This window comes from Spirochaetota bacterium (genome assembly GCA_040756435.1).
Taxonomy (GTDB): Bacteria; Spirochaetota; UBA4802; order UBA4802; family UB4802; genus UBA4802.
Window position 1 is genome coordinate 56301 of the sequence record JBFLZD010000001.1, and the last position, 12951, is coordinate 69251.

A 12951-nucleotide genomic window follows, 5' to 3' on the forward strand; every position below is an offset into this window, starting at 1 on the left:
GCTTTTTAGTTTGGACACGTTTGGACACGGTTTTATTGCAAATGGGAGCCTTTTAAAACAAGGTCTGTGATGTATGTATCCAATAGCATTGGAAAAACAATATGTGCGCTTTGTAACAAAGGAATTTTTAGCTATAGCAGATGAAATTGTAAAACGCATTAAACGTGAATTGAAAAAGGAAATTGCATTTGATAGCGATGACAGAATGCGTGCTGACTCTATTACAAACATAATGATTTTTTTGCAGCAATTAAAAGAACAATATGGCAATAGAATAGATCAGCGGGTATTAGAAGGAAAAGTAAAAAAACATTTTAGCCTTATCGATGCCTGGAGCAGGGATAAAACATATGAAGACTGCAAGAAATTATATGCCCGCCTGTCTACGCCAGGGTCTGATGGAAAACTATATATTCCAACAATTTCTATGCGCAAAGCACTCAATGAAGAGTTAATTGATAATACAGTGAAACGCAATGTCGACCTTATTAATAATATATATAAAAATTATTTTAATGATATTGCAAATGTAGTAAAGACTGGTGTTTTAAATGGAGAAGGATTTGCTGTTATTACTAATAAGTTACAGGCAAAAACTAAGGTAAGCCTTTCAAAAGCGCAATTTTGGGCGCGAGACCAGATTGGTAAATTTTTTGGGCAAACAACTAAAATACGGCAGCAGGAAGCCGGGATTGCAGGATATATCTGGCGTTGTGTAGGGGATAAGCGCACGCGAGATTTGCACCTTGCTTTGGAGGGGACATTCCATTATTGGAATGATCCGCCTGTAATTAATGGCCGCAAGTGCCATCCCGGCGATGATTTTAATTGCCGATGCTGGGCTGAGCCTGCGTTTGGGCCAGAGGATGCTGAAAAAGAATTTGGCCAGGAGTTGCCCAGTGATTATTTTACGAGCGGTCGCATAGCAACTGCGCCAGTTAATTGGAGTAATGAAAATGATTTCAGACAGCGTGTAATAATAGATATAAATGATGCTATGCTTAAGAATAAAGTAGAATTATCTCTTGCTGATCTGGCGAAAGTTATACACCTTGATCCCAATACGCTTGCCAAACCCTTAGTGATTACGCAAAGAAAATTGCAGGATAATGCTATCAAGGGAGAATTTTCACGTTCAGCCATCATAATACATGATTATGAAACTACTGATTTGACTGTATATCACGAATTTTTTCATTATCTTGATTCGACACAAAGTATAGATAAAAAATTAAAGAAAACAGTAATTGATGTATTGCATTCAAGCGTAACATATAAAAATATTTTGCGTGAATTGAAAAGTAAGACTATCACAAAAGAAAGGCGGCAATATTTGCGCTATTTAATTCAGGACGATGAAATGATTGCGCGTTTGTTTGAACAATATATGTGGGAATATAAATTAAAGAGGGATTTTGGATATATATCTAATATGAGAAATTATTATTTTCTTGACAATGATAGAAACCGACTCTATATTTTTATTGAAACATTATTAATTAAAAGCGGCTTATTATGAATGATGAATTATTAAAGAAACGCATAAAGATAGAATTTGATTTCATAGATGGTAAGATCACAGAGCAGGAAGCAATAGAACAATATATTGCTTTGGGGATTAAACCATCTAATGCTAAAATATTAATTAACAATATAAAAAGCGATATGATGAAAGCTAAATATAATTTAAAATAGATATAGTTTTATATTATTAAGTATAATATACGCTAATTTTTGCCATTTGTCCCTTGCTTCTCGCCTTTTTTTATTATTTATTCCCCTGTATGAAAAATGAACACCGATATGACAAGGGTATTGCCCAGGCGCAAAGCTTTGGCGATGGATTTTTACGTGCCAGAGTGACCATCGCACGGCCTGGAGTATTCCCCTATCTAACAAGAGATGGAAATATTCGTTGGGAAGCGAAGCTTCCTGAGGATTTATTTAGCGATATAACAATTAATACTGCGAAAGGTGCGCCTGTAACAGATGGCCATCCCCCAATTGATGATGCAAATGGTATGGTAACGCCTGAAAATTATACTAAATATATAAAAGGAAGCCTTGGAGATAGCATTGTAATTCGTGATGGGATGTTAGAAGCAACCGAAACGGTGTTTGATGCACAACTTATTAACGATTTAAAACAAGGGAAAAAGGTAGAGGTATCAATTGGTTTTATTACGGATGTTGATTATACGCCAGGCGAGTATAATGGCATGAGGTATGATGCGCGGCAAACTAATATTCGCATAAATCATATTGCCCACGTTGAAGCTGGCAGAGCGGGTGAAAAAGTACGGGCATATCTGGATACAGATTATCCATATGCAGTTATGACTGAAACTAATTACAGGAGGGATGTAAAAATGGATATTTTAGAAGCGTTGAAAAAACTTTTAGCAGCGCTTGGTATTGCACTAAACGATAATACCGAAAATGCAAGCAGCGAAAATGGCAAAAACAGTGAAGGAGCTGCTAATGAATCAAAAGAGGGAAACGATACTGAAGAGAAAATGGCAGATGCATCTGATATTGCAAAGCTGAAAGAATTAATTAAAAAACAACAGGCTAAAATTGATGCATTAGAGGAAATTCTAAAAAAGAAAAAAGAAGAACAAAAACGAAACGATGAAGCTGTGCGCATTGATGAAGCAGTAAAAAAGCGTCTTGCACTTATTGATGCTGCTAAAAGCGTTGTTCCAGAATACAAATATGATGGTGAAAGCGAACGTGATCTTAAATTAAAGATAATAAACAAAATACTGCCTTTTGAAAGTTCGGTGAAAATTGATACGCTTGATGATGTATATATAGATGCACGTTATGATGCAGCGCTACAGTTTGCAAAGGAAAAAGCAAATATCGATATTGGCAACAATGCAGTACGCATTGATGAACATGCGATTGAAGAAAAGAAGAAGAAACGATTACAATTGATGGAGGGATAATATGGCTATTAATGATGGTAGCACATACAATGATGATGTGCGTAATGCAGGCGAAATTGCTGAACACTTACCAGATGAATATATTACAACGCATACAGCACAGGAAGAAATTCCTTTTGGATATGCGGTAGCCCGTGGAAGTAATGCTGATGCTGCAAAGATTATTTCTTCTGCAACTGATGAATTATTAGGAATTGCTGCCCAATCGTTTGAAGCATCGTTATTAAATGATATGAAATACGCTGCTGGCGATGTTGCTGGTGTGGTGCGTAAAGGGATAGTAGTAGTATATGTTGAAGAGGCTGTTGATCCCGGTGATCCAGTAAGAGTGCGACATACTGCCGATACCAATAAGCCAAATGGTGTATTTTGCACTACTGCGGTAGCAGGAAAAACTGCAATCGTTAAAAATGCAGAATTTAAAGGAAGCACTACTGGTCAAGGATATGTAGCGCTATGGATAGATGGGCCGTTTACACTAATTGCAGATCAAGCATAGTGGAGGATTATAATGGAAACAAGATTTGATGCAGTATTATTAAGAAAGGAAGATTTGCTGGCAATAGAGAATGTATTATATGAAGCAAAGAAAGAAGAGCTTGTAGCAAGGCAGTTTCTTAATGTTAACACCAATTTTCCACCCTATGCAATGGAAATTGGGTATGACTGGTTTGATGTTGCAGGAAGTGCAAAGATTTTGGCCGCAGGTGCAAGTGCAAAGGATGTCCCATTTGTAGGCGAAAAAGGCGGCCGCGAAACAATGAAGGTATATAGCATCGTTACAGGTATCCGGTATACGAGAGCAGAGCGCATGGCTGCGCAGGCACGAAATGCATTGGGCAAAGGCCCACAAATTAGCCTTGATACCACACGCGTGGCCACTGCACGCAGATTTGTTGCTGAAATGGAGAATAAATTAGCTTTCATAGGCGATACCTCGCATAACATTAAAGGGATTCTTAACCATCCCGGTATCACTGCTGAGGATGTTGCTGCTAGTGGCACTGGAGCAACTGATGCGGCAAAACGGTTATGGGCAAATAAAACTCCTAAGCTTATACTCAAAGACCTTCTTGCTGGGAAAAGGAAAGTGGAACAGGGTAATATATTTAAAGCTCGTGTGCTTATTCTTGATTCTGACCATTATAATGCACTGCTTGAGCCATACAGCGATTATTCTCCAATGACAGTGCTTTCCTGGTTACAGAAAGAAGGTGCTTATTTTGAAAAGATAGTTGTGACAAATAGCATTGCGTCAACAGTGAATGGGCTGAATGTAGGATGCTTTGTTATACTTGATAATGCACCAGAGATAGTAGAACTTGCAGTGCCTATGGATTTGACCCTGGGTGAGCCAGTATATGATCTGCTTGGCACAAGCGAGCAGGTAGTTGAAGAACGTACAGCTGGGTGCATAATTCGCCATCCTGCAGCAATTTATGTTGGCAAAGGAATATAATGCCGCTTGCAACAGTTACAATGTTTAGGGAGCTTTTGGGCGGGGCATCGCATTTGGCCGATGCCCGCCTGCAAAGCGTTTTGAATTTTGCTGAAGTTAAAGTTAAAAATGATGGTATAAGCGATACTCATGAGCTTTTTGCACAAATGCAAATGTATTATGCGGCGAGCATACTTGAACGGAGTGGCGAAATTGATTATGTAACTATTTCACGTCAGGTTGGTGACGTATCAACAAGCTATTTAACCAATCAGTATGGCGGCTTTTTTAACTTATATGTAAAAGAATTACGCAATATTATTGGGAAAAGCGGGTTTATTGTATAATGCCAGGAAAAGTAACATATATTGAAATTGGCAATATAGAAAATGAGCTGCAAAAGCTTATCGGGAAACATATAATTGCTGGCGTTGCTGCGGAAGAGAAATCTGTTTTAGCGCAATATGCAGGTGCAAATGAATTTGGTGCAATTATCCGTCCAAAAGCTGGGAAAAAGTATATTGCAATACCACTACAGCCTGAATTTAAAGGTAAAAGCCCAAAGGATATACCAGTTAAATTTATTATTAAACAAAGCAAAGATCACACTAAGGCTGTGTTATTTATAGGTGATATCCCCGCATTTTTATTAGTTAAATCATCAAAAATACCAGAAAGGGCATTTTTGCGCACAACGTTAGATAATAAAGCTACTATTGATGCAATTATTGCAAAAGCAAAATATGGGCTACGAGCTGTATTGACTGGCAAAGCAAGTGCAGAAACAATATTAAATGCAATTGGGGCAACATTAGTAAGCAGGATAAAAATTACTATATCATCCAATCTTCCGCCAGCTAATAGTGGGATTACATTGCGCATGAAAAATGGCGATGTGACGCTTATAGATGAAGGAATTTTGCTTAAATCAATAAGCTATATGGTTGAGTAATATGCGTCTTGGCAATGATTATAAATTTGTAAAAATTTATAAATATGGGAGCGGAAATTATAGTGATGGTGAATGGGTTAAGGGGGATAACACTGCAATTAACGATATAATGATCCCAAGGCCCATAACCCCGCAGCAGGAGAGAAGATTGCCAGAAGGAAGTTATAAAGCAGGCGATATGAAATTTTATAAACGAGGTGAAGCAGTATATAAAAGCGGTGATGTAATAGAATATAATGGGAATAAATATCGCATTGGTGACATTAGCGAACGACATGAGGGAGGATTTGTAATTTATTTCGGTAAACTTGAATATGGAAATGATAGGTAAAATTAAAGCATATATTAAAGAACTTTCAACATATTGCAATATTCCATTCGTACGCAGCGAGCAAAGTGGCGTGCGCCCAGGCGAACTTTTTTTATCATATAAAATTTTATCAAATCAGCCAGAGCCGGAGCAATGTGTTATCATAAAATACTTAGAAAAGGATGATACACAAGCTATTAAGCAGAAAATTAAAGAAAGTGAAATAATTGTATCGCTTACGTTTATAGGAAATGAAGATAACTTTGGTAATGTATGGGATGCTACAAATAAAGCATATGATTTTATTGATTCAATAGAAGGATTTGAGGCGGCATGTGCTATTGGAATTGGAGTAAGTGTTAAAGGTCCAATCCAGGATAGAACGGTATTTTTAGAAACATCGTATGAATACAGGCTTGGATTTGATATCATAATCAGGAATGAAATGATTACTGAAGTGATAATAGATGCTGTTGATATTAATGCAACATTATACAATTTATAATTTTAATGAGGAGGACACAAATGGCGTATATCAATGATTTAGATATCCAAATTACCCTTGCGACGAAGCCGCTTACCGTGCAGGGTTTTTCGAAAATTTTAATCCTTGGCAATCGAACAAGCCCCAATACTCTCATCGGGCATTATGGGGAATATGCTGACCTTGCGGGCATGATTACGGCGGGATTTGTCAGCACTGATCCCGAATATAAAATGGCCGCGCTTATTTTTGCGCAGTCTCCCTGCCCCAGCGAAATCGCGGTACATATTCATGATGCCGCAACGGACATCGACGATGCGCTTGATACACTGGTACTCACTCACAACGACTGGTATGGGCTGCTCATCACCAGCCGCGACGCGGATGATCTCCACACTGCCGGAACATGGGCTTTGGGGCATGAGAAACTCTTTATTGGATGTACCGCATCGCCGACAGCCTTAACCGATCGCAACAACATCCGGGAAGCGTATGTGATACACGACAAAGCGACGGATTATCCCGAAGCGGCCTGGGCGGGGCTTTGTTTCCCGCAGTCGATTGGTTCTATCACCTGGAAGTGGAAATCGCCAACTGGAGTTGTGGCAAGCAGTTTTACGCTCACGCAACTGAATGCCATACGGGACGGCAAAGGACAGACATTTTCCGAAAGAAGCGGGATTGTCTATTCCGACGAGGGAATCACAACTGGCGGAGAATATATCGACGTCATCATGAGCAGAGATTACATCAAAGCGCGTCTCGGTGAGGCGCTGTTTGCGCTGCAAACTCGCGTGGGTAAAATTCCTTTTGATGATTACGGTGGTGCAATGCTTGAAGCAACGATACGCGATGTATTGCGCCAGGCGGGCAAGCAGGGAATCATCGCGAAAGCGGTGAGCGAAGCAGACAAGAAGCTCAGCGACGAAGGTGAATATATGTATCAGGTCTATGTACCGCCGCGCAGTGAAGTTCCCGCAAATGACAGGGCTGAGCGAAAATGGACGGGTATCACTTTCAGCTTCGCGCTTGCCGGCGCAGTACATAAAACTCAAATTTCCGGTACGATTACGATTTAAGGAGGTAGAAAATGTCTGGTTTTTATGATCCTAAAGAAGTGAGGCTTATAATAAATGGACTGGATGTTACTGGTTTTGCTGAAGGAGAAAAAATTAAAATAGAGCCTGTTACAAAAGAAGACTATAAAAGTTTTGTTGGGGTTGATGGCGAAGTGAGTTTCTCAAAGGTGAACGATGATCGGCATACTATCACTTTCACGTTGAAAGAAGAATCTCCAAGTAATAAGGTGCTGGATGCGCTGCGCAAACTTCCAACAAGTTTTGCGGTTATGGTGAAAAACACCAGCGCAGGCAAATTTATTGGTGGTTCGATTGGTTGCCGCTTCGCCGAAAAGCCGTCGATCACCTTTGGCGCAGAGGATCCGAAGCGTGAATGGAAAATTATAGCCCCAAGCTGGAGTGGCCAGGCTTTGCCAGAATAAGGAGGTAATAATGTCGACAGTGAGTGTGATATCAAGCGAGCGTGATGGGCTTGTTGTAGTAATAAAGTTTGTGGACGGTAAAACATACCGTCTCCAGCATCCTGGGAATCGCACATACCTTGAATGGCAAAAAGAGTTTTTTACTGTAACCGAAGGGATGGATGTGGCAAAGTTTCTGGATAAGGCTTTTGAATATTGTGTAATCCCTGAAGGGCATACCTTTCGTCCTACGGTCGATACGGTAAAGCCTAAAGAATTGGGGGTTTGGAGCCGTGTGCTCCGGCGGTTTCTTGACGGGGACCTTGACGCTCCCGTACGAAATGAAGCAGATGCGCCAAAGAATAGCCAAAGAAGTGCAGGATAACTGGCACTATTGGCGGCCTATAGTATATGGCGTAGTAAAAATTACGTTAGAGGAGTATGATTTATCATCTCCTCTATTTGTATGGAAGCTCAATGCGGCAATGGATTATAGAAGCGAGCTTGAAAAACGGGAATTTGAACGGGCAAAGGCAGAAATAAAATGAGTGATGTAATACGCAGTTTAGGCATAGAGATAAATCTTACTGGTAATGCAGACGATGAACTGCGCGCATGGGGACAGGAATTGCGCGAAGCTCGCGGTGCCGCACTAGGATTTACAGATAATATGAATGAACTTGAAAAAGAAATGCTTGAGGCGGCAAAAAAAATTGGACTCACTGAAGAGCAACTTAAAGATCTTGTTAATGAAACCAGAAGAGGAAGAGAAATTCAAGATTTTGCTCAAAAATATGGCTTTTCAATAGATCAAATCAGGCAAAAAACTGAAGGTGCAACCGAAAGTATCGCTACATTTGGCAACGCCATGCGTGCGCTGGCTGCGGCAGGCTTAATACGAGGATTGTTTGGTGTGGCAAGCGATATAGTGCAGGTAGCAGCGCGCTATGAACAGACCGCAACAAGCTTTGAGGTAATGTTAGGCTCCGCCGAGCGCGCCCGCGATGTTCTAAGACAGCTAACTGAGTTTTCAAACGTAACGCCTTTTACCCCGGAAGAGGTCACGGCGGCAGGCCGTTCACTTATGGCTATGGGTGTGCCGGCAGAACAGCTTATTAATACCATGCGCATGGTGGGCGATGTGGCAAGCGGCGCGAATATGGATTTTAATGAGCTTGCGCAGATATGGGGCAAAAATTTAGCCTCTGGAGTTGTGCAGATGGAAGACCTCAATCAGATTGCCGGCCGCGGTATTCCTATCATGGAAGAGCTCTCAAAAGTGTTTTTCGGGAATAAAGAACATGTGCAGCAAGTACGGGAACTTTCATCTAAAGGGCAAATATCGTTTAAGCATCTTGAACAGGCATTTCGCAACATGACAAGCCAGGGAGGGCGTTATTTTAATTCAATGGAACGCCAGTCGCGCACCGCAATGGGACTCTGGAGTACTCTTACCGGCAACATCGGCGAAACAAAGCGTCAGATTGGAATGATGCTCCTGGAAGCGCTAAAACCTTTACTGGAACTTCTGGTAAAAATTACCGGGTGGCTTGTCAATACCAAATGGGCGATGAATGCGCTTAAAATAATGTTCTTTGCGGCAATCCCGGTAATAATTGGCATATCTGTTGCATTAGTGAAATCGCTCATTCCTGCTATCATCGCCGCGACAATAAAATTCTGGGGTATGGCTGCTGCGACAATCGCCGCAACATGGCCGTTTATGCTCATTGCTGCAGCAATTATCGCGCTAATAGTTGTCATTGAGGATTTATATGTATGGATAACCGGCGGGCAATCGCTTATTGGTGAGTGGCTTGGTTCTTTCTCGGATTTTGCAGCAAAAATTAAAAATATCTTCATTGGGCTATGGGAGAAAATAAAATCTATCTTTATTGGAGTAGTTAATTTTTTTAAGAATTATGGGAAATATCTCATGATGGCAATATTCCCGCTTTCAGCGTTATATTTTTATTGGGATCAGATTGTTGCATTTTTTAAATCAATTCCAAATAGAGTAGTATCATTCTTTAGCTCTATCCCAGAACGTATTGTTTCATATCTATCAGGCCTTGGGTCTCGTATCCGCGATGCACTCACTGGGATTTTGCCTCAATGGGCAGTAAATTTAGTTGCGCGTATTTCAGAACCATCACGGCAGAATCTGCAGGCTCGAGCTTCGGGCGGTCCAGTGAACGCAGGAAGTACCTACTTGGTAGGCGAAGAAGGTCCAGAGCTTTTTACGCCTTCACGGTCTGGCTATATCATTCCAAATGGTGCTTCAATTTCGGCAGGACGTGCACATATTGTAATATCTCCTGTGCTGAATTTTAATGCACCTGTTCGCAAAGACGATGCAGAATATGTACGCGATGTGGTATCAAGAGTGCTATCTGAGATAGCAACGCGTATAGAATGCAGTGTGCGTGCAGGCCTTGGACTGGAGGTTGGCTAATGGGACTTTTAAATCTCATTTTTGGCACACCTGGGATGCTGTATGACAAAAAGACCGGTAAAAACCAGGTGATACTTGGTCCAATATCAGGCGAGGATGAATCGTATTCTGCTAATGTATGCTCTCACGCTGTCGAAAATGGCTCTGAGATTTCGGATCATGTGCATGCTCAGCCAGGGCAATTTTCGATCAAAACATTTTTGGTGGATAAAAACGACCTGATGGCAATGGCAGTGGGGCTTGTAACTGGCGACAATCAAACAGTGTCGGAAAAACTCGCACTTCTGAAACTCTGGCGCGAAAACGGGGAACTGTTGGTCTATAGCGGCCCAGTTTTTTCGGGACTAATTTTACGCGGCTATGATATGTATGTGGAGGACGTGGTAATAACAAGTCTAGGGATATCGCGAACAGTTGATAACGGTGAGGGAATGGAAGTTTCTTTATCACTAAAAAAAATTATAATTGCGGATGCACTCACCACCAGTGTGCGGCTTCCACAGCCAGTGCGTTCTGCAACAATTTCAGGTCAACATAATACTGGCAACATAAGTGCAAATGCAAGTAAAACAAGTTTTGCAGCAAAAGTTTTTGGGAGTAAATGATGATAATACATTATTTGCCATACTCACATGTAGAGCTCCCAATATCGAAGACATTTGATATTTTCGGATCGCGCTATGATGTAACAATATATTACAACGACCGCTGCGATATCTATAGCATACTAATATCGAAAGATGAAAAGGTTTTATTCGCTGGTAAAATTACCTATTTGAGGAATGCGGTCGATGTAATAATGGCAGATATACCCGATAGCGCAATGATAGTACCATTAATACTCGAAGATGTTTTAAGGGAAGTTCCGCGAGTAAAACGTGTTTCGAAGGAAAATTTCGATAGGGTTATGTTAGCATATGAAATTATATAAGCGAATATGCAGTTTTACGATAGAAGGTAGAAAGCTTACCTACCCGCCGATGACGCTTGAATTTGAATCAGAGTTTTCTGCAAACGGCATATCGACTGCAAAGGCAAAAATAATGAACCCTGCGCATGAAACAGTGAATAAATGTCAAAAAGTGGGTAATAAATTCCCACAAATTATTATCGATGCGGGCTATGAATATGATCATGGTACATGCGTAATAGGTGAAATCATTAAATGGGAACTCAAAAAAGGCTCTCCTGACTGGAGTTTAGAGCTTACTATTGCAGATAAATCGTCACTTTGGACAAGCGCAATAGTTAATAAATCGTGGCGGTCGTTTATTACTGCACGGCAAGCCGCAACGGAGCTTTTATCTGAATTTGGTATCACCGCCGTAGAAATGGTATTTGGCGAAGAAAAATCATATCCGAATGGACTTGCATTTTCGGGAGTATCATTACGAAGCGCTCTTGAACGCATTGCACGAGATACGCGAAGCTCATTTTCTTTCGTTAATGGGCAGGCGAAATTTTACACACAGCAAGCAGGTACAGCAACTGCGATAGTTCTGCGATATGATTCCGGGCTTTTGGAAGCAACGAAAACGGAAAAAGGGTATAAGATTAAAACGCTTTTTATGCACAAGATAATGGGGAATTCAATAGTACAATTACAGTTCGACAATCAAATGACAAATTTAAAAGTAATAAAAGGCAAACATGTGTTTTCCCCAGAATCAGCAAGCACTGAGTTTGAGGCGAAACGCTTATGATCGCTGAATTTATAAAACTTTTTGAGGATTTTTGGAATAATCGTGCCAAAGAAATTATCATTGGTGCAATTGGGCGCATTGAATCGCATAATCTTGCAACGATGCGTGCCGATGTAACGCCGCTCTTATATTTTACGCCGCAAGGGACAACTTCACCGCGTAACTTTACGGTTATTGCAAATGTTCCGGTGCTGTTTATATGGGCAGGAGGTTATTATATCCGTCCCGAGTATAAACGCGGTGATTTGGTTTGGCTTAGTTTTGCAACATTCGATATATCAAAAGGCCTTTCTGGACAGGCGGATGCTGCAGATGGGGCGATGTTTCGCCGTGAAAGCGCAGCCGTGGTTGGCGGCATTGCAAAAAATAGCTGGCAAAAGCCTTCCGATATCACTAAACCGGGGCTTCTTGTTGGGCATAAAGACGGAAATGTGCTTTTGCAAATAACAGACAGCAAAATTATAATTAAAGGCGATATCGAGATTACTGGCAACCTATGGGCAAGCGGCGAAATAACCGCCAAAAAGACCACAATGCCAGTGAATCTTTCGACGCATACACATCCTACTGGCGTTGGCCCTTCTGGCCCGCCAAATCCTGGAACGTGAGGTGTAGTATGGCACTTGATAAAAACGGCTTAAAATCTGCATTACAGTCAATTTTTGAAGATTTAAGCAATAAATCAGCTGCGACCGTTGCACAACAGATGGCAGATGCAATCGATACATACGTAAAAACTGCTGAAGTAGTGCCAGGTATTCCAGTGAGCGGGACCTGCCCACAGGGGCCTGTGACAGGACAAACTTCTGGGCCTGGGAGTCTTATATGATTACCTGGGAAATGCAAGACGGTGACATTGTACTGCAAAAAGGATGCCCAGTAATACTTACTGAAAATGAATGCTTGCGACAAAGGCTTGTGAATAAAATTAAACTCGATAAAGGCGGTTGGTTCTTTGATCCAGATAGAGGGATCCCATGGATTGATATTTATAACAATAAAAACGTTACCGAACGGCTTGTTCGATCGCATATCCAAAGAGTTTTACAAGAAGATGCTGAAGTCACAAAAGTGAGGTCAATCAATATTGATTTTGATCGAGCATCGAGAACACTTATTATATATTTTGAAGTTGAAAGCAAATATGGTGTGGTAAGAGGCAATATATGAACTATGGG

General features: G+C 40.9%; 19 protein-coding genes. All 19 read left to right on the forward strand.

Features of this window, described 5'->3' with window-relative positions; genetic code table 11:
• Positions 1-73 precede the first annotated feature (73 nt).
• The 19 genes from AB1444_00245 (at position 74) to AB1444_00335 (ending at position 12943) form a co-directional block, all read left to right on the forward strand.
• Positions 74-1519: a minor capsid protein gene (locus AB1444_00245; protein MEW6525076.1), complete on the forward strand. Its 1446-nt coding sequence runs from the start codon at positions 74-76 to the stop codon at positions 1517-1519.
• Entirely contained in the window at positions 1516-1695 is a 180-nt protein-coding gene (locus AB1444_00250; GenBank protein MEW6525077.1) for a hypothetical protein, read from the forward strand. Before AB1444_00245 ends, AB1444_00250 begins: the two co-directional genes overlap by 4 nt.
• Before the next feature lie 89 nt (positions 1696-1784).
• Positions 1785-2951 (forward strand): DUF2213 domain-containing protein, encoded by a 1167-nt coding sequence (locus AB1444_00255; GenBank protein ID MEW6525078.1) that lies wholly within the window; start codon positions 1785-1787, stop codon positions 2949-2951.
• A gap of 1 nt (position 2952) precedes the next feature.
• Positions 2953-3450 carry a hypothetical protein gene (locus AB1444_00260; GenBank protein ID MEW6525079.1) on the forward strand — a complete coding sequence of 166 codons (498 nt, stop codon included), beginning with the start codon at positions 2953-2955 and terminating at the stop codon, positions 3448-3450.
• A 12-nt stretch (positions 3451-3462) separates the two neighbouring features.
• On the forward strand, positions 3463-4410 hold the full coding sequence (locus AB1444_00265) for an encapsulin (GenBank protein ID MEW6525080.1): 948 nt from the start codon (positions 3463-3465) through the stop codon (positions 4408-4410).
• A complete protein-coding gene (locus AB1444_00270; GenBank protein ID MEW6525081.1) occupies positions 4410-4736 on the forward strand; it encodes a hypothetical protein in 327 nt (108 codons plus the stop codon). The genes AB1444_00265 and AB1444_00270 overlap by 1 nt, the downstream gene beginning before the upstream one ends.
• Entirely contained in the window at positions 4736-5341 is a 606-nt protein-coding gene (locus tag AB1444_00275; protein ID MEW6525082.1) for a hypothetical protein, read from the forward strand. The genes AB1444_00270 and AB1444_00275 overlap by 1 nt, the downstream gene beginning before the upstream one ends.
• Position 5342: 1 nt before the next feature.
• Entirely contained in the window at positions 5343-5672 is a 330-nt protein-coding gene (locus AB1444_00280) for a hypothetical protein (GenBank protein ID MEW6525083.1), read from the forward strand.
• Positions 5662-6156: a hypothetical protein gene (locus AB1444_00285; protein ID MEW6525084.1), complete on the forward strand. Its 495-nt coding sequence runs from the start codon at positions 5662-5664 to the stop codon at positions 6154-6156. Before AB1444_00280 ends, AB1444_00285 begins: the two co-directional genes overlap by 11 nt.
• Before the next feature lie 20 nt (positions 6157-6176).
• Entirely contained in the window at positions 6177-7214 is a 1038-nt protein-coding gene (locus AB1444_00290; protein MEW6525085.1) for a DUF3383 family protein, read from the forward strand.
• Between the two features lie 11 nt (positions 7215-7225).
• Positions 7226-7636: a DUF3277 domain-containing protein gene (locus AB1444_00295; GenBank protein MEW6525086.1), complete on the forward strand. Its 411-nt coding sequence runs from the start codon at positions 7226-7228 to the stop codon at positions 7634-7636.
• Positions 7637-7646: 10 nt separating this feature from the next.
• Positions 7647-8000 carry a hypothetical protein gene (locus tag AB1444_00300; protein MEW6525087.1) on the forward strand — a complete coding sequence of 118 codons (354 nt, stop codon included), beginning with the start codon at positions 7647-7649 and terminating at the stop codon, positions 7998-8000.
• Entirely contained in the window at positions 7966-8163 is a 198-nt protein-coding gene (locus AB1444_00305; GenBank protein ID MEW6525088.1) for a hypothetical protein, read from the forward strand. The genes AB1444_00300 and AB1444_00305 overlap by 35 nt, the downstream gene beginning before the upstream one ends.
• Positions 8160-10070 (forward strand): tape measure protein, encoded by a 1911-nt coding sequence (locus AB1444_00310; GenBank protein MEW6525089.1) that lies wholly within the window; start codon positions 8160-8162, stop codon positions 10068-10070. The genes AB1444_00305 and AB1444_00310 overlap by 4 nt, the downstream gene beginning before the upstream one ends.
• Complete coding sequence (locus AB1444_00315; protein ID MEW6525090.1) at positions 10070-10675, forward strand: phage baseplate protein; 606 nt, start codon at positions 10070-10072, stop codon at positions 10673-10675. The genes AB1444_00310 and AB1444_00315 overlap by 1 nt, the downstream gene beginning before the upstream one ends.
• Positions 10676-10987: 312 nt before the next feature.
• Positions 10988-11773, forward strand: a complete 786-nt coding sequence (locus AB1444_00320; GenBank protein MEW6525091.1) for a hypothetical protein — start codon at positions 10988-10990, stop codon at positions 11771-11773.
• Positions 11770-12381, forward strand: a complete 612-nt coding sequence (locus AB1444_00325; protein ID MEW6525092.1) for a Gp138 family membrane-puncturing spike protein — start codon at positions 11770-11772, stop codon at positions 12379-12381. Before AB1444_00320 ends, AB1444_00325 begins: the two co-directional genes overlap by 4 nt.
• Positions 12382-12389: 8 nt before the next feature.
• Positions 12390-12602: a hypothetical protein gene (locus AB1444_00330; protein ID MEW6525093.1), complete on the forward strand. Its 213-nt coding sequence runs from the start codon at positions 12390-12392 to the stop codon at positions 12600-12602.
• Positions 12599-12943, forward strand: coding sequence for a hypothetical protein (locus tag AB1444_00335; protein ID MEW6525094.1), 345 nt, complete (start codon positions 12599-12601; stop codon positions 12941-12943). The genes AB1444_00330 and AB1444_00335 overlap by 4 nt, the downstream gene beginning before the upstream one ends.
• Positions 12944-12951 lie beyond the last annotated feature (8 nt).

What these genes read in the sequence shown, in the direction of transcription:
- AB1444_00245 (MEW6525076.1), top strand. Translation starts at nt 74, where the DNA reads ATGTATCCAATAGCATTGGAAAAACAATATGTGCGCTTTGTAACAAAG.
- AB1444_00250 (MEW6525077.1), top strand. Translation starts at nt 1,516, where the DNA reads ATGAATGATGAATTATTAAAGAAACGCATAAAGATAGAATTTGATTTC.
- AB1444_00255 (MEW6525078.1), top strand. Translation starts at nt 1,785, where the DNA reads ATGAAAAATGAACACCGATATGACAAGGGTATTGCCCAGGCGCAAAGC.
- AB1444_00260 (MEW6525079.1), top strand. Translation starts at nt 2,953, where the DNA reads ATGGCTATTAATGATGGTAGCACATACAATGATGATGTGCGTAATGCA.
- AB1444_00265 (MEW6525080.1), top strand. Translation starts at nt 3,463, where the DNA reads ATGGAAACAAGATTTGATGCAGTATTATTAAGAAAGGAAGATTTGCTG.
- AB1444_00270 (MEW6525081.1), top strand. Translation starts at nt 4,410, where the DNA reads ATGCCGCTTGCAACAGTTACAATGTTTAGGGAGCTTTTGGGCGGGGCA.
- AB1444_00275 (MEW6525082.1), top strand. Translation starts at nt 4,736, where the DNA reads ATGCCAGGAAAAGTAACATATATTGAAATTGGCAATATAGAAAATGAG.
- AB1444_00280 (MEW6525083.1), top strand. Translation starts at nt 5,343, where the DNA reads ATGCGTCTTGGCAATGATTATAAATTTGTAAAAATTTATAAATATGGG.
- AB1444_00285 (MEW6525084.1), top strand. Translation starts at nt 5,662, where the DNA reads ATGATAGGTAAAATTAAAGCATATATTAAAGAACTTTCAACATATTGC.
- AB1444_00290 (MEW6525085.1), top strand. Translation starts at nt 6,177, where the DNA reads ATGGCGTATATCAATGATTTAGATATCCAAATTACCCTTGCGACGAAG.
- AB1444_00295 (MEW6525086.1), top strand. Translation starts at nt 7,226, where the DNA reads ATGTCTGGTTTTTATGATCCTAAAGAAGTGAGGCTTATAATAAATGGA.
- AB1444_00300 (MEW6525087.1), top strand. Translation starts at nt 7,647, where the DNA reads ATGTCGACAGTGAGTGTGATATCAAGCGAGCGTGATGGGCTTGTTGTA.
- AB1444_00305 (MEW6525088.1), top strand. Translation starts at nt 7,966, where the DNA reads ATGCGCCAAAGAATAGCCAAAGAAGTGCAGGATAACTGGCACTATTGG.
- AB1444_00310 (MEW6525089.1), top strand. Translation starts at nt 8,160, where the DNA reads ATGAGTGATGTAATACGCAGTTTAGGCATAGAGATAAATCTTACTGGT.
- AB1444_00315 (MEW6525090.1), top strand. Translation starts at nt 10,070, where the DNA reads ATGGGACTTTTAAATCTCATTTTTGGCACACCTGGGATGCTGTATGAC.
- AB1444_00320 (MEW6525091.1), top strand. Translation starts at nt 10,988, where the DNA reads ATGAAATTATATAAGCGAATATGCAGTTTTACGATAGAAGGTAGAAAG.
- AB1444_00325 (MEW6525092.1), top strand. Translation starts at nt 11,770, where the DNA reads ATGATCGCTGAATTTATAAAACTTTTTGAGGATTTTTGGAATAATCGT.
- AB1444_00330 (MEW6525093.1), top strand. Translation starts at nt 12,390, where the DNA reads ATGGCACTTGATAAAAACGGCTTAAAATCTGCATTACAGTCAATTTTT.
- AB1444_00335 (MEW6525094.1), top strand. Translation starts at nt 12,599, where the DNA reads ATGATTACCTGGGAAATGCAAGACGGTGACATTGTACTGCAAAAAGGA.